Origin of the sequence: Methanosarcina sediminis (genome assembly GCF_052056915.1) — an archaeon.
In the GTDB taxonomy this organism is placed as follows: Archaea; Halobacteriota; Methanosarcinia; order Methanosarcinales; family Methanosarcinaceae; genus MTP4.
Window position 1 is genome coordinate 2,200,317 of record NZ_CP195119.1, and the last position, 26,682, is coordinate 2,226,998.

Here is a 26,682-nt window from a genome sequence, read left to right on the forward strand (position 1 = left end):
TGCTACTCTATAATATTTAAAGTGATTTTTGTTAATATGAGGGGAGAAAAATCAAGTTTACCTGATAAGAGAGAAAGGGATGTTGAGAACGTACTAAAAATACCTATAAAAATAGAAATTATAAACAATAAAGTTGAAAAAAATAGTAAAAAATAAGAATCATTGAGAAATAATGGATAATATTCAGATATTTCCCTTCAATGTCCCCATCAAATCATCGACTCCTGCTTTTATCTTATCCTCCAGAACACCGATTTTCTGCAGAATAACCTCCGGCTCTTCATACTCAATCTCTTCATACTCGATCTCCTTATATTTCGAGAGACTCAAATCATAATCATTCTCTTTGATCTCCTCAAATGGTACAAAGAAACACTTTGCCTTCCGATCCTCAAACTTTTCAGTATCCCTTTTCTTAAACTTCTCAACGATATCCGGAATATCCCCCTTCCCATCTATGCGAGTCCTCTTATCATCCAGCGTGAATCCATCTTCTTCCATCTTATAGAACCAGACCTTTTCCGTAGGTTCACCTTTGGTAAAGACAAGAATTCCCGTGGATACTCCCGCATAAGGCTTGAACACCCCGGAAGGCATGGAAATAACCGCATCGAGCCTACATTTTTCAAGCAGTTTTTGTCGTATCTGCTTGTGAGCCTTTGAATTTCCGAACAGGACCCCATCAGGCACAATCACCGCACAGCGCCCGCCTGTCCTGAGCAAGTTGTACATGAGTTCAAGGAAGAGGATCTCGGTCTTTTTGGTAGAAATGACCAACCTATCACTCATTTCTGAAGCGTCAATGCTCCCCTTGAAAGGCGGATTTGCCAGTACCACATCATAGCAGTTATCTTCACTGTACCGCTTTGAAAGTGTATTTTTAAGTTGGATGTTTGGGTTCGTGATCCCGTGCATCATCAGGTTCATGAGCGAAATCTTTACCATCATCTGCTCAAAATCGAAACCGTAAATGGTGCTTTCTTTCAAAGTTTCCCATTGCTTGACACTCAATTTGTCCCCTTTGAAATTGCCTTCAGCCCCATCATCATAAATTTTAATAAACTCCTCAGAGGTATTGCTCTTCAGGATATGCTCATAAGCCCCCACAAGGAACCCCGCAGTCCCGCATGCCGGATCCACAATTTTCTCTCCGATTTTTGGGTCTGCTAATTCCACCATCATCTTTATGACATGCCTTGGAGTCCTGAACTGTCCGTTTTTCCCTGCAGTTTTCAGTTCAGAAAGGAGGTACTCATAAATGTCACCCTTAGCATCACGGTTCTGCTCCTTTATTTTAAGATCGTTAATGGTTTTTACAGCTGAAATAAGAAGAGAGCCGGTAGGAATTGCAAAAACAGCATCTTTCATGTACCTCCGGTATAAAGAATTTTCCTCACCAAGGTTTCTCAAGAAAGGAAAGACCTCATCTCTAACATGGCTCAGAGCCTGTTCTGCAGGGTAACCTGTCCAATCAGACCATTTGAAATCTTTACGGTATTTTCCTTTCTTATCTACGAATATGGTTTCGTACTTCTCCCCTCTCAATAGGGCATTTTGTTCTCTTTCATTCTCCTCATCTTCGAGGCGTTTCATAAAGATTAGATAAGAAATTTGTTCAATAGCCTCAAGAGGATTGGAAATTCCTCCACTCCAGAATTTATCCCATAACTGGTTTATTTTTGATTTGAGTTCCGATTCTAACATACTAATTCACCTCTGAAGGCTTTCTGCATGAGGGCATTGAAGAGAGAATCAATATTATTTTGTGATTGTTTTTGATTAACTTGCATTTTTTTCGTATCCTCTACTAAAGTTGCAAATTTTTTTTGTAGAAGCATCGGAGGGATTGGAATAGATATTTTTTTTACATTTCCTGCAGTAATATTTTTTTTAGCTGTTCTTGTTACTGATTTTTGTAACAACAATTGCCCACCATAAGAAGTCATGAAATGGAACAAATAAATAGGATTCAAGTTGAAACCATCCGCTTTTATCCTTAAAAGGTTTGGACTTATGTTTGCACCGACTAAATTAAAGGTATTGACCAAACCAATTCTCTTAGCAGTAGATCCATCACCTCTTACTGCCATAACTATATCATTAAATTCCAATATCGTTCGAGGAAACTTATTGTTAATTTTGGAGTCAAAAAACACGTAGTTTGAAACATCAGGATCAAGTGGACCATCTGGTAGTATATTCGAAATTCGAACGATTGGAGTGCCTTTTTCAATATAATCAATTCCATAAAAAGTAGGGTAACGATATATTTCACTACAAACCTTTTCAAGTGGAATTAAATTCCATTCCATTTCATTCTTCCCCGGAGACCCAAACATCTCCAAAAAAGTGCTTTTCAAAAACTCGTCGGCCAGCTCATCGGCTTCTTTTCTCCATTCCTTGAGTTTTTCGGCTTTTTCAAGGATGGAAACAATTTTCTGTTGAGTTTTTAGATTTCTGGGGAAAGGTACTACAATATTCTGAATATAATTCTTTGAAATATGTTTTAAACCTGCACCTTTGAATCCTGCTTCTAAAAGGTGCATATTAGTAATCAAATAATAATTGACATACTTCAAAAGGATCTGGTTATCGGTTTTTTTTGCAACAAGACAGTCAGTACTCGTAGAAAACTTATCATTTACATAGTGTACACTAGCGTTTCCCCCAGTCCCGAATACTAAAAATTCTCCATCAAAAGTGAAAGAATCTATGTATTTGCTTTGCACGTTACTTGAATTGAAAAATTTGTAAGTACCTTTATTTTTCCCTTCTGATGCTTTGAACTTTGACTTCTTTTCAAAAGAAAATAGTTCTCCGAATTTTAAGGAAGTCCACTCATCAGGTAATTTTTTCATTTTCCACCTCTCAAAATAATTCCTGGCACTGCCACAGACCCGTCTTTTGATTTTCCGATGAAAGCTATCCTTTCATCCAGAGCAACGACAAGGGTACTCACCAAATCTTCCAGAAAATCAGAAGAAACACTTTTCACAACATCGATTTCTTCCCCGGTGTCGCGTTCAATTGCCCAGGTGAAGCTGTCGGTTTCCCTGTTGTAGTGGATTTTGTTTTTTCCAGCAACGGTGCTCGGAATGGGAGACTCCATTTCACGCAGGATCAGTTCCCTGATCAGGCCTGCGGGAGAGATACCTTTGCGTTCGCAAAAAGCTTTGAACCTGGAGACCTCATCGATTGGCATCTTTGCCGATACAGACTTGAATTCCATAAGGAGAAGTAAACACTAAAAGTATATAAATATTTGTTGTCAACCTATGTTGACACACATTCTGGCAGGAATTTACGCAACCTGGATTTCGTTGCACTGATTCACAAGGAACTGGAGGTCAGATAACTGGAAATAGTCCAGCGGATGTTCGTCGGAAAGGGGAGGCTTTCCAAAGTCTGAGATATCGACATACTTGCGTTCGGCAAAGACTTTTTTCAACAGGATTAGGAAGTTCATCTGATGGGAGCTGTAATAATGGTTACGGATGATAAATTCATCAAATTTTTTTTCTATCAGCTTTTTGGGATCGGCTTCATTGGGGATGCCCAGGATTTCTTTCAGGAAAGCTATGAAATCTTTCTGGCGGAATTTCTGGATGTTTTCTACTGTGATTTCAGGGCGGAGGGAAGAGAGTTGTTTTTCAAGGGCTTTGAGTTCGAGGGAGGTGATTCCCATGCCATCTTTGATGTTTTTTATCAAGGGGTTCTTATCCAGGAAGATGAGGAGTTCTTCGTCTTCCTTTACCTCTCTTTCATAGTGCTCTCTTGTAAGAACCGTATCTTTCTTATTTATTAGGGCTATTTTTCCGGGGGTCGGTTCATAGTACAGCATTAAAGGAGCAAGTTCCCGGACAATGAATTCCACATCTTCAAAAGTGAGGTCTTGCCAGAATTCCGGCTGCAGGACTTTTGTGATCTTATCTTTGTTTTCTTTTACTACCATGAGGCTTGCTTCTTTTTGAAGGATATTGGCAGCCTTTTCCCGCACATAATTTCGGATTTCATAGATCTGGTCATACCGACAGTCAAGGATAAGGGGGAAGAGTTTTTCGGCTTGCAGGATGAAGGAAGACACATCCGCATTTTCACCCGGATTCATGACCAGAAGGGGAGCTATCTCTTTCCTCAGGTCTTCCATATAATTCTCAAGATCGAAGGAATGTTCCTTAACCCTGTCAACAATATCTGATTTTGGCCTGACGAAAAATGAAGAGGTGTCAAGGGCTTCAACACTCTGGATGACCTTTCCGGAAATCAGTTTTTTCTGGTCATCCGTGAGAGGTTTTTCAAGCAGGTTGACCCTGTTATCAAATATTTTCGTAAGCACATCCTTTTGCGGAGCACGTTCCGTTGAAACCTTGAATTCGTGGAATTTGATGTTGGAATGGCCTCCAATTTTGAAATCAAAGATCTTAAAGTCCTTTTTCGTCTTTTCAGAAAGCCATTCTGGGTGCTTGCAGGACTCGAAATTTCTTGTCCCCCTGCCAATCATCTGCCAGAACCTTATCCCGGAAAACACCGGTTTTACGAAAACAAGGTTGCAAACTTCAGGGATGTCAACCCCGGTATCGAGCATACCTACCGAAAGTGCAATCCTGGGTTCGGACTCCAGTTTGAACCTTTTTATTTCATCTATTGCTCTGTAGTGACCGGAAGTAATCACCTGCACTTCGTTACCCATTTTCGGGAACAATTTCCCGAAAATGTTCTTCATATACTCCGCATGCCGCTTACTTGCACAGAAAAATATGGATTTACAGGGTTTTCCCTCATCCGATTTGTAACATGTAGCCATAAATTCCCGGATAATTAATTCATTTGTCCTGTCATCCATGAAAACCCTGTCAAACTCTGAACCGGAAAAATCTACGGAATCCGGATCAATTTCCTGCCGCCGGAGATCATCTTTTAGCTTAGCAGAAAGTTTCTTTCCTTTGATTCCTTCAGACAGGACTTCAGTTTCAATGATTTCAGCAGTATAAGGGACCAGTACTCCGTCCCTGAGGGCATCCTCGTACGAATATTCAACAGTAGGCCCTTCTTCCTTACAATCGAACATTTCATACGTACTTTTGGCTTCGTGTTTTCTGGGAGTGGCAGTAAGCCCTATTTTGATCGCATCAAAATATTTGTCAATAGCCTTATTCGCATCATAAATTGATCTGTGGGCCTCGTCAAAAACGATCAAGTCAAAAAAACCAGGACTGAACCTTTCGACAAAAATCCTCGGTTTCCTGCTCATCATGCTCTGTACCGTGCAGACATAAAGCCTTCCACTTGTGGAAAAGCCCTCACGCAAATCTTCAACCGGCTCTGTAAAGAATTCCTGAAAACCGTTAGTTTTTGCCTGGTCAACAAGAGAAGTCCGGTCAGCAAGAAAGAGCACATTCTGGATCACGTTTGCTTTTATCAACAAATCGATTATTGCCATTGCAACTCTGGTCTTGCCCGTGCCTGTAGCCATATGCACAAGAGCTTTCCGATGGCCTTCGGAGAAATGTTCACTCAATTTTCTAACGATCTGAACACTTCTCGGTCTGTCAACAATTTCATCGTTGATTGCAACATCTTTCGGAACCTCCCTTTTGTGAAAGAGATCATTCCGTCTCTTGAGGTCTTCCTGAGAAAACGGTCCACTTACTTCTCTTTCAATACCATCTTCATCAATAAGAAACCACTTTCTGCCATTTGTAAGAAAAATAGGGACCTTACGGTTCACCTGGCTTTCAATATCCTTTGAATATGTCCTTGCCTGAATCCTTCCTGATTTCGCGTCCTTCGCAAAACTCTTGGCCTCGATAATCGCAAGAACACTGTTGTTTTCATCCAGTAAAACGTAATCAATGAACCTATCAACACCCTTTTGAAAGCTTCCTTTAAAGTAAACTAATTGTTTACCTGCAAAATCAGACTTGACGGAATTCACTTCTTCCTTTATGTACTGTTTATACCAACCGTATTTTTTCAAAACAGGATCTATGAGTTTTTTTCTTGTTTTGTTTTCATTTATCAGAGCAGGTATGTCATCAAGATCTGATTTCATATTTTGTACAAGAGGTCTGATAGGTTATAAATATTTCTTGCTGCATAATTCAAAATTTTCACTTGAAAAACAGAACATGAAATCGCAGACCAACAAATTGTACGTGTAAAACCTAAAGTTAAATATCATTAAATGTCCACCCTCTTTCTAAAAAATTTCTTTCAACAAATAATATATACCTTAACCCCCTATATTGTAGTTTGAAATCAAACCAAACATGATTCCAAAACTACATCAACTATAAAAATCTATAAAGCGTATAATAAAAACCCTTATTCAAAAGACTGAAAACCCAGACGTTAGCCTGGGAGGACGTCGTGTGATAAATCATGAAGAACATGTTTAAAACCACTATTCTGCTTGCTTCTCTGACAGGACTCCTGGTTCTGATCGGGCAATACTTCGGAGGTACGGGCGGAATGATAATCGCATTTTTGTTTGCGGTTGTCATGAACTTTGGGAGTTACTGGTATAGTGACAAGATCGTGCTCAAGATGTACAGGGCAAGGGAGGTTTCCCCCTCGGAGGCTCCGAACCTGCACAAGATTGTGGACGGGCTCGTTATGAAGGCCGGGCTTCCGAAGCCCAAGGTTTATATCGTTGAGTCCGGAATGCCAAACGCTTTTGCAACAGGCAGGAACCCGCAACATGCGGCTGTGGCAGCGACCACCGGGATTCTCAACCTGCTCTCTTATGAGGAGCTTGAAGGGGTATTTGCCCACGAATTGGCTCACGTCAAGCACAGGGACACCCTGATCAGTGCGGTGGCTGCGACCCTTGCCGGGGTTATTACCATGCTCGCATCCTGGGCTCGCTGGGCTGCAATCTTCGGCGGCTTTGGCGGAAGGGATGACGACGGCGGAAACAACATCGTCGGCTTTATCGTGATGGCTGTCCTGGCCCCGCTTGCAGCAACCCTTATCCAGCTTGCAATTTCCCGGTCCCGGGAGTTTGCAGCCGATGCGGAAGGGGCAAAAATGTGCAGAAAACCCTGGGCTCTTGCCGATGCCCTGGAAAAGCTCGAATACGGAAACACCCATTACAAGCCAAGCATCAGGGACATTCCGGCAAAAGAGACCACTGCCCACATGTTCATCGTAAACCCCCTGAAAGGAAGCGGGCTCCAGTCCCTCTTCAGGACCCATCCGGTAACCGATGAACGGGTCAAAAGGCTCAGAGCTATGAGGTTCTGAAAAAGCCTGCCCGGCAAATAAAACCGGATTTTCTCCTTTTTTCCTTTTCTTTTTTACTTTTTTATTTCTTTTTCTTTTCTTCATTTATTATGTTCCTGTCTGTTTACCCTTTCCTGTTTGTTCCCATTTTCTGCTGGGGACTGAAAGGCATGTACCGGTATTTTTATAAGCATATCATGTTATATGTTAGCACAGTTCATGCTGAAAAATGCAAATCTGAGAAAAAACACTTATAAAAGAAAATAATAGATAGACATAAAAAGGCAAAACGATAAACAAAAACAGAATATAATAAAGCATAAAAACAACAGACTGAAAAAAAAGGATTGAGAATCGAAAAGGTTCGACAAAGCAATATATTCGATTCATCCATTATTATGCCATATTACGCTGAAATAGTTCGGCAAACAGTTCAAAGCGTCAAATCTAAAGAAGATTTTTATAAATAAACAATTATTATATCATCCATCCACACTTTACCCGAAAATGAAATTGGGGAATTTTCAATGGAAGAAAAGCTTGAGATTGGCAGGATCATCAGGGCAAAAAACATCTCTGATGCATGGTACCGCGGGCTTAACATCATCTGGAACCACGGGCAGGTAATCACCGACGAGAGGGGAAGCCAGATCAGGGAGTTTATGGACTTAATGGTAGTAATCGAGGACCCCTATACCAACCGGATTCCCGCGGATACTGCCTGGAATGAGGAGCGGCTTGAGGAGTACGCAAAACAGCTGATCTCGGGCGAAAACGTACAGGACTTTGAGTATACATACGGGCAGCGGCTCAGGAACTGGAACGAAGAGGTAGACCAGATCGAGTACGTGATCGAAAAGCTGAAGGAAAGTCCCACATCCCGGAGAGCGACAGCCGTCACCTGGATCCCCCCTGTGGACACGAAAGTGAACGAGGTCCCCTGCATGATGCTTGACGACTTCAAGATTCGGGACGGGAAAGTGCACCTGACAACCCTTTTCAGGAGCCACGACTTCGGAGGAGCCTACCCTGCAAACCTCTACGGGCTCTCGAAACTGCTTGAGTACGTCGCAGAAAGAATCGGCGTAAAGCCCGGGAAGATTACCACGGTCAGCATCTCGGCCCATGTCTACGACCATGATTGGGACATGGTGGAAAACATCGTAAAAGGTGTTTGCTGAAAAAACAGGGATGAAAGGAAAGGGATGAAGAAAAGGGACGAAAAAAACGGGATGAAAACCTGAATCCTGGGAGCCGGGAAGCCCGAAAAAAATCCTGAAAAACCAGAAAATAAATTTCACAATTACCAAGGAGTCCTGATTACATGCGCGTTTCTATCGGCAAATCATCAGTTAACGGAGAAGTCTTTGCTCCACCCTCGAAAAGCTACACCCACAGGGCCATTACCCTCGGAGCCCTCTCCAAAGAATCGCTCATCCGCCGCCCCCTGCTCTCCGCTGACACCCTGGCAACCGTCCGGGCCTGCGAGATGCTGGGAGCTACCATCGAAAAGAGGGGTGAAGACCTCCGGATCCGGGGAGTGGAAGGAAAACCGCAGGTTCCTGACAACGTAATCGACGTTGCAAACTCAGGCACCACCCTGCGCCTCATGACCGCAGTCGCAGCCCTGACCGACGGGATAACCGTGCTCACGGGAGATGATTCCCTTCGGACCCGGCCAAACGGCCCCCTGCTCGAAGTCCTGAACAAGCTCGGGGTCAGGGCCTGCTCCACAAGGAAAAATGAAAGGGCGCCTCTCATAGTCGAAGGGGAGCTTGAAGGAGCAATCGTGCAAATCGACGGTTCCATCAGCTCCCAGTTCATCTCCGCCCTCCTGATCGCCTGCCCCCTTGCAAATACCAGCACCACCCTCTCGATCATAGGGGAGCTGAAGTCAAAACCCTATGTGGACGTGACCCTGGAAATGATCTGCCTGGCAGGGGCTGAAATCCACATGGACAACAACAACCGGATCAAATTCATCATCCCGGGAAAGCAAAAGTACGCTCTCAAGGAATACACCGTCCCCGGAGACTTCTCCTCGGCATCCTACCTGCTGGCAGCAGCTGCAGTTACGGATTCCGAAGTCACGGTCAAAAACCTCTTCCGCTCAAAACAGGGAGACATGGTCATTATCCAGACCCTGGCAAGGATGGGTGCAGACATCCGCTGGGACATGGAAACCGGCGTGGTCACCATCAAAGGTGGAAAGCCCCTGAAAGCCATAACCTTCGATGCCGGAGCAACCCCGGACCTTGTCCCCACGGTTGCCGTCCTGGCAGCCGTCGCAGAAGGCACGACAAAAATCGAAAATGCCGAACATGTCCGCTACAAAGAAACAGATCGCCTGCACGCCCTTGCCATGGAACTCCCAAAACTCGGCGTCGAGGTCAAGGAAGAAAAAGACAGCCTGACCATCACCGGCGGAAAACTCAAAGGTGCCGAACTCCACGGCTGGCATGACCACAGGATCGTCATGGCGCTTTCCATCGCAGGAATGGTAGCCGGAAACACCACCATCGACACCACCGAATCAATTTCAGTCTCATATCCGACCTTCTTCAAAGACATGGCTGAACTCGGAGCTGAAATCGAGAAAATCTCAGAAGAATAAGTTGAAGATACAATCAAGATTTCTAAGTGCAGATTATAGTCAAGGACTCGAATTCCGTCACCAATCTCAGGTGAAAGTTTAACCACAGAAAGCACGGAAAAAACGGAATAAAGGAAATAAAGGAATAAAGGAAATAGGGGCACAATCCTTCCGTGCTTTCCGTGTCTTCCGTGGTTAATGTAAGTGTAAATATTTACGTCAGGGACTATAAATGCAGATTTCACTTAACTTTGATAAATGAGCATGAAAGAAATCCTCAGAATTTCAGTATTTTCTTTTTTGAATTAAGCTCCAATCGCTCGGAAAAATCATTTACCCCCTGGATGAATCTGAACCAAAATTCAGGAATAATAAGAAATGGTATAACTTTTATACGGAATATCCGTATTTAAGCATATGGAAATAAGATGCAGGTGTGGAGATACGTGCATAAGGCCTATTTCGGAAGCACTAAAAGACATTGAATTATTCTACAAACCATGCAGCGATTGCAAAACAGAAAAAATAAGGAAATTCGCTCCTCTAGCAGAACAGATTAACCTGGATGAAATAGATAACGATTTTGGAAGTTGTAAATGCGGTAAGAGGCAGCTTGATATTGTAATGTCTCACGTGCTTAAAATAATGATCGAGGAAGGAATAAAAGATAAAAAAGCTAATTTAAGGAATGCATGTGCCCCTCTTGTGACTCCTGGCTATCCAACTAATTCTGTTCCCTATTTGCCTGAGGATTCTTTAGTAATAATATCTGATAAAGTGGATAAAGGATGTGCTGAAAAAATTGTAAAGGAAGTTGGGGAAGTTAAAGGGGTTTTAAAAGGAGATGTAAGAAAAACCGTGGGTATAAAAGATTCTGATTCTAATCCTCATGTATATGAACTTCTTGCTGGATGCGATTTGAGATGTGATATTATACAGACTCCTTACGGGGCTTTAGGAATATACAAATATCAGCATGAAATTCATATAGAGTTTCCAAATGTAAAATCACCCAAAATAGAGATACTTAAAGAAGCTTTGAAAGATTATGAAAGGCCTAATGTTCTTGATTGTACATGTGGTTCCGGGACTTTAGGAATCGCATGCCTTAAAGCCGGCGCGCGAAAAGTTGTTTTTAATGACATATGGAATCCTGCAATAGAAACTACTTTGATTAATTTAGAGGCTAATGGCTTTCCGGTCAAACTTTCAGGCAGTGAAGAAGAATTAATAGCATCCGGAGACAAATTTGAAGTTTATAGTATGGATATAAGAGAATTAGTGAATTGTTTAGACGAAAAATTTGATATTTGTATTATAGATACATTCCCTGGTGTGGATACTACAGAATTTGTGGAAGCCGCAGGCAAATTAGGCAAAAAAGTTGTCGTGATTTGAAGACATTATATGAGCTTATGAAGAAACTTTTTATTGTACTTTTCTTTTTTAACTATAGTCCTTAACGTAAACTTTTTTAACTATAGTCCTTAACGTAAATATTTACACTTTAATTAAAACCACGGAAGACACGGAAAGCACGGAAAGATTGTGCTCTTATTTCCTTCATTCCGTGTTTTCCGTGCTTTCTGTGGTTAAATTCTCACCTGGATTTATGAAAGAATTTGGGTTATTGACTATAATCCCAATTTTACCTTTACTCACCTACATCTCTTCTTTTTTTCAGACATAACGAAAGATTATGAAACAACTCGATTGACAGTATGCCCTCTTAGTTAACTTCTGGCTCTTAAATTCCCGACAGAAAATTGTGGATCAATATCAGGAATGGCAAAGATCCGGATTCTTTGAGAACATGTGGGTAACTGGTCTTCCAGACCGCTTTAGTAAAAGTGAATGGAAAGAATCCTCACGCTAAAAAGCTTGTAAGAATCGTACGAAAAAATGAGTGTAGAAAAAAAGAGGACAGAGTAGGCCGGAAAGGCCTACTCACGGTACTTAATCTTTTGATGAATTTACTTTGCCGGGATGATGAGAGATCTCTCACCAGCAGGCACGAATTCCCTGATTGCGCCACGGCCGAATTCCCTTCTGGGTGCAGTGAAGTCGAAGGGCATGAGATCGTCGGCGAAGCAGACCTTGATCAGTGGGTTGACAGCGAATGCGTCTCCGCGGGTCGAGTGAGCTGCGGAAGCGATACCACCGTAGCCACCCTGGTGACCGACGTTCATGGCGTAGTTCGGGTAGTTTGGACCACGGAGTTCGCCTGGGAGACCTTCGTCACCCTGGTAGGTACAGATGTTGGTTGCACCACACTGGTCCTGCAGGTCGAAACCGAAGAATCCGAGGCGGCCCCATGCTTCCTTGTGGACGTACATGGAGAGGTACCATCCGGACAGACCGGCATTTGCGTTTCCGGTTGCAAGAGCACATGCAACACCGGATGCTGCTGCCAGCATGGTTGCTCTCTGGGATCCACCGAAGTGGTCTTCAAGGGCTGTCGGGTAGTTCTCGTAGGTCTCGATACCGTAGAGAGTGGATTCGGTTGCGATGTCCTTGACGACGTCGAGGCTGGCCTTTACGGTCGGCTTGTCCACGGCTGCTGCGCCACCGTACTTGTCGTTGATGTAGTCAACGTCGTAGTAGGTGTTGTTGTCGAGGATGTCGTCAGTGTATGCTGCGGTTGCGTACTGAGTGAAACCGACACCACCGGACATGTAAGATCCGAGCCAGATCTGGTCGTAGAGCATACATCCTGCACCGACTACCTCAAGGGAGACGTGTGCGGGGTCTTCGGGGGTTACACGGCTGGTCTGGATGACATCTGCCATGTGACCGAAGGAAAGTCCACCGGGCTCGTTGGGTCCACGTGCACGCCTTGCGGGCAGCATTTCACCCATGGAGACAAGGGATGCGTGCTTTGCGGAGAAGGACAGGTCAGCGACGGCTGCTTCACCGGCACACATTGCGTATGCGGAGATGAAGGACATACCGATCTGCATGGCTGCCCACCTGGAGGTCTGTGCACCGTCAGTTGTCCTGGAGACAATTGTCGGGATGTGGATTGCCTGCCAGGTTGTCTTGCCGATGGAGGCCTTGATCTGTTCTGCCTGCTCTTCAGGGAACATCTTGTTGATGTTGATAACGAACTGGGAGTCGATTTCGTCAGCCAGAGCGTCGTCTCCGGTGAAGATCTTGACGTAACAGTCGTCGACAAGAGCGGGGTGGGTCTCGACCATCATTTCCTGGACAACTGCTGCACCAGGCATTGCGTGGTTCAGGGTCTCGAGGTAGTGGTTGATGGTTTCAGGAGTGACTTCCTTACCCAGCCTCTTCTCGAGGGTCTCGTGTGCCATGTCCAGACCGACAATACAGGTCCTCCTGATGTCGTCCCACATCTGCTGCATTGCAGCGTTGTTGACGTAGTGGAGGTCGTCGGGCTCTGCGACGATGTCAGTGCCTGAGAGAGTGTAGGGGGTGATTGCGCGCTGTCCGAGAGGTGCACCCATGTGCATGTTGGGGTTGTATCCTACAATGCCCCTCTTCTCGGCGATTTCCTTACCAGCTGCGATCATCTCGACCTTTCTGGGGCTCTGCTCAGGACCGAGTCTGAGGAACTTGGAGGTCTTTGCCTCAATGTCGCTCCCGCCCAACTGGTTTGTACCGTAATCCTGTGCGAACTTAACTTCCATTGACTTTTTGAATTTTGCGAAAATATCTGCTGACATCTTGTTCACCTCACTTGGGCTGGAATCCGAATGAAGTTCTCTGGTCGAACACTCTGTGAACCCACTCGATTACTTCGACGTCGCTCCTTGCAGGAACGTTGTCGACACGGTAGATGGTGGTCCTCTTTGCGGCTTCTTCTTCGGACATTGGCTTTCCGAGGTCTACCTTCCTGTCGATGGGGATTGCGACCTGGTCCTTGTCCTGGATGATGGTGCCGTTTTCGAGTCTTCTCCTGTCGAGCATGTCGAACATAACACCGTCTTCCTGAAGACGGACGGAGTGACCGTGCACTGTTGCACCGCGCATACCGGAAAGTCCGGGGCAGCTGATTTCGGTTTCCATCTGAACCTTTGCGCACTCTTCCATGTCTCTTTCACGGGCTTCGACAATCTGACGGCCGGAAAGGGTACCTGGGTCTACGCCTCTGAAGTTGATTGCTGCGAAGTAGGATCTGAAGTACGGGGTAGCCGGAGCGTTGTACATGGAGTCAGCGAACTGGACGTACCTGACCCTGTCGCCGGCCTTTGCACCAGGTGTAGCTTCTACAGCTTCACGGACCGAGCATGCAGGCTCGCCCATCTCTGCAAGTGGTGGGTGGGTGCTCGGGTAGTCGCTGCCTGGGGCACGGTGTCCAAGAACTGCGGTTAAGTCTTCGTCAGAGATTTCCCTGAGTTTCTCAAGGTCTCCAGACATGTGCTTTCTTCTGTTAGCGCCAACTGAGGTTGCGCCTGGATAGAACTGTGGTTCATATGCCATCTTATGCAACTCCTTTATGATCTTCTAATTGGTCTAATGTCGATTTCACGTATTTCACGATTAAGTTTAGTTTATCCCTGGGACAGGAGTCTCCACGTGTTACTCCGCTTACCATATCCATCACAATTCCCTTTGTCTGGATATTGTCGTCCTTTGGCATCACTAATCTCGTCTTTACTCCTGCTTCTGCAAAATCTTCGAAATCTACCGGGATCTGGCTGACAATGATTGCCGGGATGTTTGCCTGACTCAGGATTTCCCTGGCCTTCCTTACCACGTGGTCCCTTATGTTTCCAAGGTGGATGACGGCCAACTTGTGCATCTCAATCTGTGCCTTTTCCATCGGGCTCATAACGAAAGATCCCGTCCTCAAACCCGAGTCCGGAATCCCCGTACCCGAATAGAGCACGAGCACACTGACCTGGATATTTTCCTTCCGCATTCCGTATGTAATTTCACAGACCGGTTTTGTAATATGTCTCTGGCCGGGGCTCATCGCAATGGCAACCACATCGGAACGGCCGGCTTCCGAGAGGGTCCCTCGCTGGGCAAGCCCACCTCCTTTTCCAAGTCCCATTCCGCAGCGGCAGTCAACTACCTGCGTTTCCCGGTCAAACATCATACAAATTCACTCTTCTTCCTTCTTCTCTATGAAGACGAGGTGGTCTTCATGTTTGGCTTTTGGATCAACCATGCCAAGCAAAGTGGGATCTGCATCAGAACCAAGTTTAGCGTAGTCAGTAACCGTTGCCTTTCGTCTCATGAAATTTCCTTCTCTGAACTCGAAGGGGAACGGTAAAACCTTATCACATACTTCCCGGACCTTTTCCTTGGCTTCGGGGCTTGCAAGTTCCATCTGAATCCTGCCCACACTGACCTTCATCTCAATTAACTGGTCCCCTATCTGAATAGGTTTCCTGAGAGGGTGCTCCACCTTTTCCCCGGTACCCGGGCCGGATAAAACCTTTTCAGGCAACCTCTGGCCCTGGACTATAACGCGAATTACCCCATCCACTTTATACAGCTCGGCCAGGAGGACCTGGGCTGTTTCGGGGGAAAGAATTCTTCGGGGGAAGATTTCGATTTGAATAAGATTTTCCGTGTTTGAAGCAGAGTCTGACATTGTTAGACCTTTTACTGAATTTGTTTAGAGCGCTCCTGCTACTGCCTTAATCGGCTCGCTGAATTCCTCGATCGTTCCGAACACGTTTCCGATGAGGCCGGATGTTGCTTCGATTGTGAACATCTGGGTACCTGCATCGAGAGATACGGCTGCACATACACACGGAATGGCGAAGCCTCTGGAGTGCCTGGTTACGACGTGGTTACCGTTGAATACACCCGGTCCGCCGCCGCCGTAGATGGAGTGGCTGAAGAAGGAGAAACCGACAGCGACACCCTGTACCTTACCGTAGTCACAGCCTGGGAGGCCAGTCTCTTTCTCGAGCATGTCGTTGAAGTACAGAAGTGTGGAGGATACGTTCTGGGCTGCACGGCCTGCACCACAGTTCACGAGAGTGGCTGCAAGGGTACCTGCTGCGGCGTATGCGTTCCACATTGGGACGTCGTTTGCCTTGTAGAAGTTGTATCCGGAAGGTGCGGTCTTGTCAACGGAAATGACGCCGTCTTCGATTGCCCTGCCGACGATGGACTGGAGCACAGTACCGATGGTACCGTCCTTGCCGTTTTCCTTTACGGTGTCGTAGACGATGTTGTTGGCGTTAAGACCCTGGCATGCAAGACCGAGGAGCTGCTGCCTCTCGAACATACCGACTGCGCCACCCATCTCGAAGATACCGCTCTGTTCATAGATTGAGGAGAGAGCTGCGGCGTTCATTGCAGACTTGTTGGTGATGGCTGCAACGTGGTTTGCCATAATGTTCCTCAGGGAGAAGCCGAGACCTTCGTTGTTCTGGGGGATGTTGAGGATACCTGCAACGTTTCCGCCCATGAGGTCCATGGTCTGTGGGTAGCTGCCCCAGATTGCGGACTTGACGATCATGGCGTCATACATGTCGGTTCCGAACATGTCAATAAGGGTCTGGGTGACTGCTGCTGCACCGACGGTGGTGGAAGACATGTAGTCTGCACCGGAAAGAATCCTTGATGTGGGGGACTGAATCCGCAGGTTCTTTCCGCCGTTGAGGACTGTCACACTGGTGTCGTCGCCTTCATCGACCTGCACTAAAGCCTTAACCTTTTCTGCAATTTCATCAGCACGGCCTACGATATCGTAGTCAAGCCCGCGCCCAAGGATCTGGCGTCCCTTTCCACCCATCTTGCCTGTTGCAAGGGCGTTCTGGATGCCGCCGAGGTTTACCGCAACGGACCTCTTGGTCTCCATGATGATTTTTTGAATTGCTGCGTTTCTGGTTGGAGCAAGAGACATAATGTCGACATTGCTCTCAAGCAGTTTTCCTCTGTCGTCGTAGATGTCTACTGTGTCAGACACGTTTAATTTCCTCCTTAAGTTATTAAAAATCATTTTTGGGACTGGTCACATTCCACGAGAGTGTTAAATTTACTCTTACAGATCAAGTACCGCTTCGTTTTTAAGTGTCCACTTTCCCAATGAACTTTCATTCGCTTAGAAGGTACTTAAATCTTTTGTGTTCTTGAAAGGGGGCATCCGTCCATTTTTTTAAAATTGTTTTTATAAAGAAAAAAACTATTTTTAGTGTTTTATATAAAAAAACAGCATCAATAGCTAACGATCGTTTCAACAGCTTCTAAAACTCTTCGAGATATAGAAAGATACTTTATAAATTTTAAGAGCCAAAAAGAGAGATTTCCTAATTATTTTTTTTTTAAAGTTATGGCCGTCTAAAACAGAACAAAACCATAAAGATTTAGTAATATCCCTTCAAATACGAAAGCTTAATATGGAAGTTGTTGTCGACGTAGGCGGGAACCCTGGAATTGACTGCAGGGGCTTTTGTAGGTACTGTTATTTCAAAAAAGTTAAAGAAGTACCGCCCCTGGGCTGCAAACATTGCCTGCCTTTCAAAAAAGGGTGTGATTACTGTACCCGTGGGGTAAAAGAATCATATTCTGGCTTCAAACCCCTCCAGATGGTTCTGGAAGACACCGCCCAGAAACTCTGTTTCGCAAATGAGGAGGTGAAAAAATTCACCATCAGCGGAGGTGGGGATGTTAGCTGCTACCCCGAACTTAAAAACCTCGTAGCTTTCCTATCCCAGTTCAAAACTCCTATTCATCTCGGGTATACCAGCGGAAAAGGCTTTAGCAAGCCTGACGACGCCCTATTCTATATCGACCGCGGGGTAAGTGAAGTGAGTTTCACCGTGTTTGCAACAGATCCGGCTCTGCGCGGTGAATACATGAAAGACCCGGAGCCTGAAGCCTCCCTTCAGGTCCTCAAAGATTTCTGTGCCCACTGTGAGGTCTATGGAGCAATCGTGATCATCCCCGGAGTAAACGACGGGACAGTCCTTGAAAAGACCCTTTCCGACCTGGAAACCATGGGAGCTAAAGGAGCCATACTCATGCGTTTTGCAAACAGCAGGGAAAACGGGCTGATCCTGAACAACGCCCCGATCATGCCGGGAGTGACTCCGCACACCGTGGACGAATTTACCGAACTTGTACGCAGTTCCGCAGCAAAGCACCCCTCCATCCGGATCACCGGCACTCCCCTGGAAGACCCCCTTATCGGCTCTCCCTTTGCCATCAGAAACGTTCCTGAAGCCCTTGAGAAACTGCCCCCCGTTACCAGAAGCGCCACTGTAATTACGAGCCGGGTTGCAGCCCCCAGGCTAAAGGAAATCTTCGATTCCCTTGGAGGAAAAGTAAACGTCGTTCCCCTGGAAAAGGACGTGGGCTGCCTCATCACCATCGAAGACTTCGGAAACCTGGACCTCTCGGAAGTAAAAGAAACCGTTTTCTTACCCGGGAGAGCCTTTGTCCACGACAGGGAAGTAAAAGAAACCCTTACCCGGGACGGCGTGGACAGGATTGTTCGCAGAGGCCCTGAATGCCTTTCCGTGGATGGGGAAATGTCCATAGGAATGAGCCGCGAAGAGGTTTTGAAACTGGAAATCGAGAATTTCACGGAATTAATCGAGCAAATAAACTCCCTGGGACTGCCTGTGGAATAAAACCATCTGCCCCTAATTTACTTTCTGACCGTTTTTTCCCGGCAGATTCACCTTTTCAACTTTATCTTCCGGGCAGATTCTCTTTTTACCCTTCTTCCCAACCGCTTTGCTTTTTCAAGCTTTATCGGCACATGGGTCCAAAATCCGGGCTGCGAGAAAAACATAAAAATAATAAAAATGAAGTAGAAAATATAAAAAACACAACCGATCCTATATAAATAAAGTACATATTATAGAAATAGCCCATAAATATATAGAATGTATACATTATTGTATAGAAAATATTTTCGGCTTTCAGGATTCGGATAAAGACAGTTCGGAGAAATTAGCTAACATTTCCTGTTCAATCCGACTATTGGTTCCATTCACAATTCCCGGACCAATTCACAATTCCCGGATCAATTTATAATTCCCGGATCAATTTACAATTCCCGGATCAATTCACAATTACCGGGTTAATTCACAATTCCCGAGCTAATTCACATTCCGTGTACCTTTCTTTAATGTCCGGGCCCTGACATGAAATCCGAAAGCCCCATCTGTTTTATTTTATGGTTTTCAAAGAGGGAGTGTATATCGTAGTCAAGGAGTTCAATCCTCTGCCGGGTATAAGCCGAAACCCCGTATTTTTCCGCCACTTCCTTCGAGACTTCCAGGTACTTTTTGACTGACCCTTCATGCACCGTCAGGATCACGTTTCCTCCGCACTTCGGACAGGCTCCGGAAAGAGGAGGCCTCCGGAATTTTTCTCCGCATTTGATACAGCGCGTCTTCTGGCGGGAAAAGGACCGCAGGTTCCCGATGAGGTCCGGAAGGAAATGGGATTTCAGCACCCTTTCAGCCACATCAGGAGCATCAACCGCCCTTATACGATCAGCAAGAGAGAGCTGAGCTTCCATTTTTTCAATCATACTACCGAGAGTCTTATAAGAAGATTTAAGGGGTCCTGCAGCAATATCCGTGGTATCGTGGGTGAACATGAAATGTTCATACTGCTCAGGGGTCCCCAGCCGCCCGCTTACCAGGTCCATCAGGTCTTCGAGTTCCGTCGGGTTTTTGATCTCTTCCGTGGCCCTGTAAAATTCCAGGGGATAACGGGCAGGTACGTCGATATTATGGGCTTCCTTGTCCACTTCCTTGGGGTCGATCCGGGTGGTGAGCACAAGGGGAGCATCCATTTTCCCACCCCTCTTTTCAGGAAGATAAGAAAGGGAGAAGTTAAGGATCCCGTCCATAAGCATCATCACACAGTCCTCGTCCCCGTCGCAGTTCCGCCGCTTCGAAGCATGGAAAAACGGATGAGCATACCCTACCGAAGCCTTCGTAAACCCGACAAGCCTTCCGAGAACCCCTGCCGAGGTGTGGGGAGCAAGGCCCATCAAAAGGGCCCCTACAAGGTCGTAGATAGTTTCCGCATTGTAGTAAGGTTCTACATTATAATACTTCACGAGTAGTTCGTCCACATACTGGGCTATACGCAGAAGATATTCAGCCCCGTCATAAGAGATCACCAGGTCCTGGACCTTCAGGCAGACTACCTGATCATCCCTTTCAAGAGGCTTCCCGTAAATGTCTTCCCCGTACCCGAGTTCCCGGAGTTTGGCTGCCGTAATCCCGAGTTCATCGGCCCGGATATGGGTCAGGGGGATATCGGACATATCATAGCGGATGGTTCCGTCCTTGAAAGTAAAAACCTCATGTTTAGCCCTCAAGATTCCCTTTTCCAGAGGCTCCGGGGTCATCTGCCCGTTCATAAGCCTTTTTACCCCTTTTATCATGTCCAGCTTTTCCCGTTCCCCGAGATTCTCAAAAGCTTGTTTGTACAGGCTGCGAAAATCCAGTTTCACATTTGAAACGGAGCTTGACTTTCTTCCGCACTTTGGGCAGGTCTCCGCCCCCCGCACATCGATCTTGCAGCGCGGGCAAAAAAGCCTGGGCAGGGTGTATTCCCCGCATTCACAACGCCAGAAATACGTCTCCTTCCTGCAGGCAGGGCATTCCCGGATCCCCATTTCGACCTCGATTTCTCCGATCTTCCCGTTCATTGAGGTCATGTAATCAGCTGCCGCCACCAGGTTACGGGTAGTTCCTCCCGTATTGCCCAGCGGGAAGAGGACCTGGGCTGCCGGGGACATCTTGCGCAGGTTTGATTTTTCGGGTCTCCCCATCCGCGCCCCGATCCTTGAAGGAGCCCGGGGATAGACCTTAAAACCACTCAGGACGTTTACAGCTTCCACCATATCATCCTTGTCGGGCATTGAAGCTTTTTCATTCAGGGCAGAGTCAAGCCCCAGACAGAAAATAAACGGAAGGGCTTCTCCAATCAGGATATTCCCGGCTGCCACCTTGTGGAGCACCAGGAGTTTTTCAAGCACGGGTTTGATACCTTCATCCCATGCCGCATCCAGGGGAAGCTTCAATATACCCTCGTCAGCCGAATAATTCCCCTTTCGGGCCACAAAGTTCCGGAGAGCCTTGAATTCCCGCCGCGAGAGATCATGCCAGAGATAGGTGAACTTAGGGTGCAGGGGGACATTGAATTCTTCCGCAAGCCGCAGCGCCAGGGCTACAGAGGGATTTTTCAGTTCTGCCTCAGGGATTTTTTCAGGGCAGTTCGCTTCATAATCGTAGTGCCACCACTCAAAAACATAAGGTGAAGGCATTAGAGGATGGTTGTTCTCCAGGAAGTCCCCGTAATTGATCAGGATTTCCCCAATGTCCACAAGCGCCTCGACCTCGGGGCGTAGGGCATAAGCCATCTCCATATTATCTATACGGATAAGGTCGCCCGAGCGAAGGCGGACCGTCGGGCCTTCAATGGAGTCCACGGCAGACATTGCTGCGGCTTTCCCGGGGCGTTCAACCTTAAGCTGGGTCCCGTTGCTGACAAAGTCGTCAAGCAGGACCATGGAAGCAGGGTTGATCCCGGCTGCGGCAAAAGAAGTGTTCCTCGACCTGCCGTAGCGCAGCCTGAAACCTCCGGGACGGGAAGGATGGGAAAAGACGGGCCTGCCTGCTATCAGGTCCCGGATATACTTGTCCTTGGGCTTGATGACGGGTTTTTCTTCCGCCTGATCATCTCCACCACTTTTTGCACCCCCGATCAGCGTGTCCAGCCAGTCCCAGCCGTCCATCTTCAGTTTGTTTACATGCTTCTTGACCTTCGGGGCTTTCAGGGCAAGCCCTTCGGCCAGCACCAGGCACATCCCACCCCTAACGCGATTGGTTCCGATCCTTTCAAGGTTCCTGTGCCCTTCTACCTCAGCCTCTTCGGTGGGGTCTCCGTCAATGCAGACCGGACAGTTCTGGACAATCATCCGGATCTCGTCTTCCGACGGAGTGTACTGAAGACTTGCAACCCGCTTGTAGATCAGGATTTCTTCCACATAGCGTTCAACCTCTTCGGGCCTGGGCTTGTACCTGTCAACCCCTATCCCACGCCGCACGTAGTCTCCCACCAGCACCGAAAGGGCCTGGGCTGTCCCCCCCGCACTCCGGATAGGCCCCGAGTAAAAGATCTGGATATACTCGGAACCATCATCGTTTTTCCCGAGCTCTACCTTATCAATGCCCTCGATCGGGGCCGCAACCACCCCTTCGGTAAGGGTTGCCATCGAAACCCGGATTGCAGCTTCCACAGCATCCTTTTTGCTAGGAAAATCCCCTACAACCCCTTCAGCGACCTGTTTTCCGATCTCAAGGGCAACTTCTTCCCTGGACATCTCTTCTTCAAGCTCTCTTAGCTTTGCCGCAACCCCGACTACCCCTATCAGGTTTTCCACCCTGTCAGCCAGGTCTTTGGCGAGGGGAATTTCAACCTCGGGTTTCGGGTCTCCTCCCCTGGCCCGGGCTCTGTTTGCGAGCTCGATAGCCTCTTTGAGCCTGGCTTCAAGCTCATTGAAATACTCATGCATTTCTTCGCTTGCGATTGTTTCACCCATGGGAAGCAGCCTCTTTTCCAGAAAAACAGCAGATATATTTGAGTTTCAATAGTTTACCCTTTTAGCCGTCACTTTAACTTCAATAACCTTAAATCCGGTCACATTAAATCCGGTCACTTTAACTTCAGTAACCTTAACTTTAGTAACCTTAGCTTTAGTAACTCTAGCTTTAGTAACTCTAGCTTTAGTAACTCTAGCTTTAGTAACTCTAGCTTCAGACACTTTACTTTCATTTAAGCCTGCGCCTGGACTTTGAAGCGATGATGCTTGATATTGCAGTAACAAAGAAGACAAAGATCCCGGCCCAGAGGATGTACCTCCCTATCTCGATGCCCAAAGCAGTAAGCAATAACCCGAGAGCCAGGATACCCAGATTTATTTTATTCATCTTTTTGTTTTTTTCCAGGACCTGTTTGTATGCCATTTCCTTTTCCAGAATTTCCTTTTTCTCCGCTTTCAAAGGCCTCTCCTCCTCAAATGTTCTCTTTCCGGGAAAGCCTCAGACCTCAAACCTGGTGGAAGCAGCCTCTTTCAGCCGGTTCAGGAGTGCGAGTCCAAGTCCCGTATTACTAAAAGAACCGTCAGCCAGGATCACATCAAAGCCTTTCAAGTCAAGAATCCTGAGCCCTTCAAAAAGTCTTCGGGCAGCCATATCAGGCTCTTCCCGGCCTCCCAGCAAAAACCACTCTTCCGAATCTTCTGAACGCAGCCCTTTCGAATCCAGGAAACTTGCACTTTCCTCACTCAGCAGGAACCCGACCTTCAGCCCGTCCTTCTGGAAAATACCTGCGAGTTCCCCGATTTTTTCAGAAACCTGATCCCCTTCCCCTTCTACAAGCACGACCGCAGTATCCGGAGTGTAATGTCCATACTTTTGCCCGGCTCGTTTTTCGGATGAAATCTCTCCTGCCGCTTCATTTGCGTTCTCGTATCCGAGCCTGACCTCTCCGATGATTTCTTCGAGGGCTTCGAGCCCGATTGCCCCGGGCCGAAGGACAACAGGAGGTTCGGCAGTCAGATCCACAACCGTAGACTCAACCCCGATCGTAACAGCGCCCCCGTCGAGCACCGCATCGATCCTCCCCTCGAGGTCGGCAAGTACATGGGCTGCCGAACTGGGGCTGGGCCTTCCCGAAAGGTTGGCACTGGGGGCTGCAAGGGGTCTTCCGGCCCTGTTCACAAGTTCCAGGGGAATCCTGTGGTCAGGCATCCGGACCCCGACAGACGGGAGGTTCCCGGAGGTAATTGCGGGAACTGAATCACTTTTTTCCAGCACGAGAGTGAGGGGACCCGGCCAGAAGGCATCCATAAGCTTGAAAGCGTTTTCCGGGACGTTCCTCACAATTTGTTGGAGGTCTTCCCTGGAATGGATCAGCAGGCTAAGGGGGTTTCCCGGCGGCCTCTGTTTCGCCTCGAAAATCTTCCGGACAGCTTTCGGGAGGAGCCCGTCCGCTCCGAGCCCGTAGACTGTTTCCGTGGGAAAAGCTACGGTCCCGCCTTTCCTGATAAGCTCCGCCGCCTCTTCGAGCACGGCATCAAAATTTTCGTCCGAAACCCGGAAAACCCGGGTCTTTATTCCATTTCCGTTTTCAGCCTGCACAGACGCAAAACCCCGCTCAGGTATTTTGTTTATATTTTTCAGAGAATTTCATGTTCATTTTTATTTTCAAGCCCATTTTTCAAGGGCAGCCCCGAGTTCTTTCCGGTCCTTCGCATATTCTTCCAGGGTGAAGCCTTCCATGCTAGCTTCAAGCGCCTGCCTGCAGGCAGTTGCCCCGGGTGCAGTTCCCATAGGATGGGCATGGATTCCGCCGCCAAACTGCATGATAACGTCTTTTCCAAAGATGGAGTAGAGGTCCGGGATCATGGTTGGGGCAAGCCCTCCCGAGGCTACCGGGAACATGGGTTTGATATCTCCCCAGTCCTGGGCAAGGACACTCTGTCCGGGATCTGCGGGCACGGTCTCGAGTACACACTCGTCCCTAATCGAAAGGACTTCGTCCTTATCCCCATGCATCTTCCCGACGACAGTACCTATATGGAGCTGGTCAAGCCCGATCAGCCGGCAGAGTTTGGCTACGAGCAGCATGCTGACCCCGTGCCTGGGGTTCCTTGTGAATGCCGAGTGCATGCAGCGGTGGGCGTGGAGCGCCAGGCCTTCGTCTTCAGCTGCTTCCCGGAGAGTCTGGAGGGCTGTCCAACCCGTGGGCACGATGTCGATCATGGCGTAACTTGCCCCGAGGTCTTTTAGCACATGCAGGCGCCGGATCATTTCTTCACAGGTCGGAGCCGTGATGTTGCAAAGGTACATCTTCCGCTCCCCGGTCTCGACTTCCGCCTTTTCCGCAAGTTTCAGGGTGAGTTCGGCTCTCTTTTCAAACCCGTTGAACTTCTGGTCGGTCAGGTTCTCGTCGTCCTTTACAAGGTCACATCCCCCGGCAAAGGCATTGTATGCAACTTCCGCATGCATTTCCGAAGTCAGGCCAACTTTCGGTTTGACGATTGTCCCGATCAGGGGCCTGTCTTTAACCCCCACGATATCCCGGACCCCGGGAAGCCCGAAATTCGGCCCCTTGAACTCCCGGAGCATGGATTTCGGGAAGCTGATGTCCTGCAGGCGCAGGTTGTCCACAATCTTCATACTGAAAATGTTCCCCGCCACAGCGCTGAGGACCTGGGGAACGGACCCGAGTTCGAAAAGCTCCTCGGAATAAGCCACCCGGACCGTTTGGGTATCCGCATCCAGGTAAAAGGCATGGGGCTTCAGCCTTGCTGCAAGCTCGGGGCTCAGGGTGGAAATTTCAGTCCAGGAATCGATGGAACTTTCCCCCGCCATATGGGTGGAAGCTTCCTCAAAACTTACTCCTGCTGCCGGTTCAATGTGAAATTCACAGATCAGATCCGTGTCTTTCGGGCTGTAGCCCGGGTCTACGTAGTCCCTGCGCATATTTTAATCTCCTTGTTTGTATAGAGTAAATTCTTCTCCTATATGATAAAAATGAAGTTCTGATTGAAGGAAGTATCTGAACATAAATAAAAATTTGTTCATTTGAAAGCTTTGAATGTAGAACTGAAGTAAAAATGGAAAGAAAAAAAATAAGATAGTTGTTCCAAAACTGCCTCTATACATATAATACACATGTAATATAGACAGGCAAAATAGACAAAACAGAAATAGATAGTAGCTTGTCGTAGTAGATTGTCGTGAAATCACAGTTTAGTGGGAAAGCTTTCAAACCCGTAAAAATGGCAAATACGAGTTTGAAAGGCACCACTCTCAGATTCAGGAGGCTGATGCCCTCTTAGCCTGGAGGTTACTGGGGTCGGGGCATCGAGTCCTATCTTTCGTTCCTGGCTTATTGACCCCGGTTCTTCGGACCCTGCCGTAAAAACCCGCTAAAATGGCAAATGCGGACTTTCTGGAGGTGTCCGCCCGGGAATTTTCTTTCTGGAATCCAGATCCCATGTTTCCCCATGCACTGGAAAACAAATGTTAGTGTGCAGGGAAAAGGCATTGGGCATTGAAGGTCTGCTTTGGGGGATACATGTGATAACAGTACCCTGAGAGAGGAGAAAGGTACTGTCATCAGTTTGATTTAGTTTATTGGAAATTTGTCAGTATGCCTGCACCGATCTGAAATCGCTGCTGACGGTTTTGACTGCTGGAGTTTCCGGTTTGGGAAAGCAGATGACTCAGGGAAGTCTCAGATAACCGAATCAAAATTCACTGATAATTTTCCTGAGCAAAGTCTGCAGATGCAATAACCCGGAAGCCAGCCTTTTCAAGGAGGGCTTCTTTTCCGTATCGTTTTCACACACTTCTGCGAGAGCGGAATAAGTCATTCCCGCCGGGAAAGACAGCTCCCCGGCTTTCGACGAACTGTCCGTTTGCAGGAATCCGGGTCTTCCCGTAATCGAGGAACATACCGTTTTCAGAGGGCTTCCACAGATTTCATACCTCGGTGGACAAAACTCAAGAACCGAGTACCTGAAAGAAGCCACACTTGAAGAGCAGTTGAAACCGTGGTCATATGCCCCGAAAATGTTCATCGAAACCGTTGTCGAGAACTTGTTTATTCCGGTTCCGGACTTTCCTGAAGTTTTCATTCATTTCTACCTCTCAACACCAATATATTATGATAAGGCTCTTCGCTGACGTATAGGGCAATGGCATCCAAGTGATCGTTTTGAAGGTTTGTTTTGAAGGTTTGTTTTGAAGGTTTGTTTTGAAGGTTTGGTTTGTAGGGTTCGCTGTGTAGGGTTCACTTTGCAGGTTCGTTTTGAAGGTTCGTTTTGAAGGCTCGTTTTGAAGGTTCGTTTTGAAGGTTTGGTTTGAAGGCTCGTTTTGAAGGCTCGTTTTGAA

Annotated in this window: 20 protein-coding genes; 6 read left to right on the plus strand and 14 right to left on the minus strand. The window is 47.1% G+C overall.

The features are described from left to right. Nucleotides 1–183 precede the first annotated feature (183 nt). From ACSAZK_RS09455 to ACSAZK_RS09470, 4 genes are all read right to left on the minus strand, one after another. A complete protein-coding gene (locus ACSAZK_RS09455; protein ID WP_440953919.1) occupies nt 184–1,704 on the minus strand; it encodes a type I restriction-modification system subunit M in 1,521 nt (506 codons plus the stop codon). Next, nucleotides 1,698–2,858 (minus strand): restriction endonuclease subunit S, encoded by a 1,161-nt coding sequence (locus ACSAZK_RS09460; protein ID WP_440953920.1) that lies wholly within the window; start codon nt 2,856–2,858, stop codon nt 1,698–1,700. The genes ACSAZK_RS09455 and ACSAZK_RS09460 overlap by 7 nt, the downstream gene beginning before the upstream one ends. Next, nucleotides 2,855–3,229 (minus strand): hypothetical protein, encoded by a 375-nt coding sequence (locus tag ACSAZK_RS09465; RefSeq protein WP_440953921.1) that lies wholly within the window; start codon nt 3,227–3,229, stop codon nt 2,855–2,857. Before ACSAZK_RS09465 ends, ACSAZK_RS09460 begins: the two co-directional genes overlap by 4 nt. 72 nt (nt 3,230–3,301) lie before the next feature. Then, nucleotides 3,302–6,052, minus strand: coding sequence for a DEAD/DEAH box helicase family protein (locus tag ACSAZK_RS09470; RefSeq protein ID WP_440953922.1), 2,751 nt, complete (start codon nt 6,050–6,052; stop codon nt 3,302–3,304). A 329-nt stretch (nt 6,053–6,381) separates the two neighbouring features. On the opposite strand from ACSAZK_RS09470, the gene htpX reads away from it, so the two are divergent. From htpX to ACSAZK_RS09490, 4 genes are all read left to right on the plus strand, one after another. Next, on the plus strand, nt 6,382–7,245 hold the full coding sequence (gene htpX / locus ACSAZK_RS09475) for a zinc metalloprotease HtpX (RefSeq protein ID WP_440953923.1): 864 nt from the start codon (nt 6,382–6,384) through the stop codon (nt 7,243–7,245). A 506-nt stretch (nt 7,246–7,751) separates the two neighbouring features. Next, nucleotides 7,752–8,405: a thymidylate synthase gene (locus ACSAZK_RS09480; RefSeq protein WP_440953924.1), complete on the plus strand. Its 654-nt coding sequence runs from the start codon at nt 7,752–7,754 to the stop codon at nt 8,403–8,405. A 143-nt stretch (nt 8,406–8,548) separates the two neighbouring features. Further along, complete coding sequence (gene aroA, locus ACSAZK_RS09485; protein WP_440953925.1) at nt 8,549–9,838, plus strand: 3-phosphoshikimate 1-carboxyvinyltransferase; 1,290 nt, start codon at nt 8,549–8,551, stop codon at nt 9,836–9,838. A 396-nt stretch (nt 9,839–10,234) separates the two neighbouring features. After that, nucleotides 10,235–11,215, plus strand: a complete 981-nt coding sequence (locus tag ACSAZK_RS09490) for a 50S ribosomal protein L11 methyltransferase (RefSeq protein ID WP_440953926.1) — start codon at nt 10,235–10,237, stop codon at nt 11,213–11,215. A gap of 575 nt (nt 11,216–11,790) precedes the next feature. Here ACSAZK_RS09490 and mcrA read toward each other — a convergent pair. Genes mcrA through mcrB form a run of 5 tightly spaced genes read right to left on the minus strand, consistent with a single transcriptional unit; the run spans nt 11,791 to nt 16,712 of the window. Continuing rightward, the gene (gene mcrA / locus ACSAZK_RS09495) at nt 11,791–13,503 is read right to left on the minus strand and encodes a coenzyme-B sulfoethylthiotransferase subunit alpha (protein WP_440953927.1); all 1,713 of its coding nucleotides are present in this window, start codon (nt 13,501–13,503) and stop codon (nt 11,791–11,793) included. A gap of 10 nt (nt 13,504–13,513) precedes the next feature. Then, a complete protein-coding gene (mcrG, locus tag ACSAZK_RS09500) occupies nt 13,514–14,260 on the minus strand; it encodes a coenzyme-B sulfoethylthiotransferase subunit gamma (protein WP_440953928.1) in 747 nt (248 codons plus the stop codon). A gap of 1 nt (nt 14,261) precedes the next feature. After that, nucleotides 14,262–14,882 (minus strand): methyl-coenzyme M reductase I operon protein C, encoded by a 621-nt coding sequence (mcrC, locus tag ACSAZK_RS09505; protein WP_440953929.1) that lies wholly within the window; start codon nt 14,880–14,882, stop codon nt 14,262–14,264. Nucleotides 14,883–14,888: 6 nt separating this feature from the next. Next, on the minus strand, nt 14,889–15,383 hold the full coding sequence (gene mcrD / locus ACSAZK_RS09510) for a methyl-coenzyme M reductase operon protein D (RefSeq protein WP_440953930.1): 495 nt from the start codon (nt 15,381–15,383) through the stop codon (nt 14,889–14,891). Between the two features lie 24 nt (nt 15,384–15,407). Then, complete coding sequence (gene mcrB / locus ACSAZK_RS09515) at nt 15,408–16,712, minus strand: coenzyme-B sulfoethylthiotransferase subunit beta (RefSeq protein ID WP_440953931.1); 1,305 nt, start codon at nt 16,710–16,712, stop codon at nt 15,408–15,410. Nucleotides 16,713–17,142: 430 nt separating this feature from the next. Between mcrB and mmp10 the strand changes: the two genes are divergently transcribed. After that, complete coding sequence (gene mmp10 / locus ACSAZK_RS09520; RefSeq protein WP_440953932.1) at nt 17,143–18,378, plus strand: methyl coenzyme M reductase-arginine methyltransferase Mmp10; 1,236 nt, start codon at nt 17,143–17,145, stop codon at nt 18,376–18,378. Nucleotides 18,379–18,878: 500 nt separating this feature from the next. On the opposite strand, the gene ACSAZK_RS09525 is transcribed toward mmp10, so the two are convergent. Continuing rightward, on the minus strand, nt 18,879–22,319 hold the full coding sequence (locus ACSAZK_RS09525) for a DNA polymerase II large subunit (protein WP_440953933.1): 3,441 nt from the start codon (nt 22,317–22,319) through the stop codon (nt 18,879–18,881). A 102-nt stretch (nt 22,320–22,421) separates the two neighbouring features. Between ACSAZK_RS09525 and ACSAZK_RS09530 the strand changes: the two genes are divergently transcribed. Then, nucleotides 22,422–22,556: a pentapeptide repeat-containing protein gene (locus ACSAZK_RS09530; protein ID WP_440956988.1), complete on the plus strand. Its 135-nt coding sequence runs from the start codon at nt 22,422–22,424 to the stop codon at nt 22,554–22,556. On the opposite strand, the gene ACSAZK_RS09535 is transcribed toward ACSAZK_RS09530, so the two are convergent. From ACSAZK_RS09535 to ACSAZK_RS09550, 4 genes are all read right to left on the minus strand, one after another. Continuing rightward, nucleotides 22,549–22,779, minus strand: a complete 231-nt coding sequence (locus tag ACSAZK_RS09535) for a hypothetical protein (RefSeq protein ID WP_440953934.1) — start codon at nt 22,777–22,779, stop codon at nt 22,549–22,551. The two genes, ACSAZK_RS09530 and ACSAZK_RS09535, sit on opposite strands and share 8 nt — an antisense overlap. A gap of 39 nt (nt 22,780–22,818) precedes the next feature. After that, nucleotides 22,819–23,919, minus strand: coding sequence for an L-threonylcarbamoyladenylate synthase (locus ACSAZK_RS09540; protein WP_440953935.1), 1,101 nt, complete (start codon nt 23,917–23,919; stop codon nt 22,819–22,821). A gap of 66 nt (nt 23,920–23,985) precedes the next feature. Then, nucleotides 23,986–25,266 (minus strand): type III ribulose-bisphosphate carboxylase, encoded by a 1,281-nt coding sequence (rbcL, locus tag ACSAZK_RS09545; protein WP_440953936.1) that lies wholly within the window; start codon nt 25,264–25,266, stop codon nt 23,986–23,988. Between the two features lie 770 nt (nt 25,267–26,036). Beyond that, nucleotides 26,037–26,426 (minus strand): hypothetical protein, encoded by a 390-nt coding sequence (locus ACSAZK_RS09550; protein ID WP_440953937.1) that lies wholly within the window; start codon nt 26,424–26,426, stop codon nt 26,037–26,039. Nucleotides 26,427–26,682 lie beyond the last annotated feature (256 nt).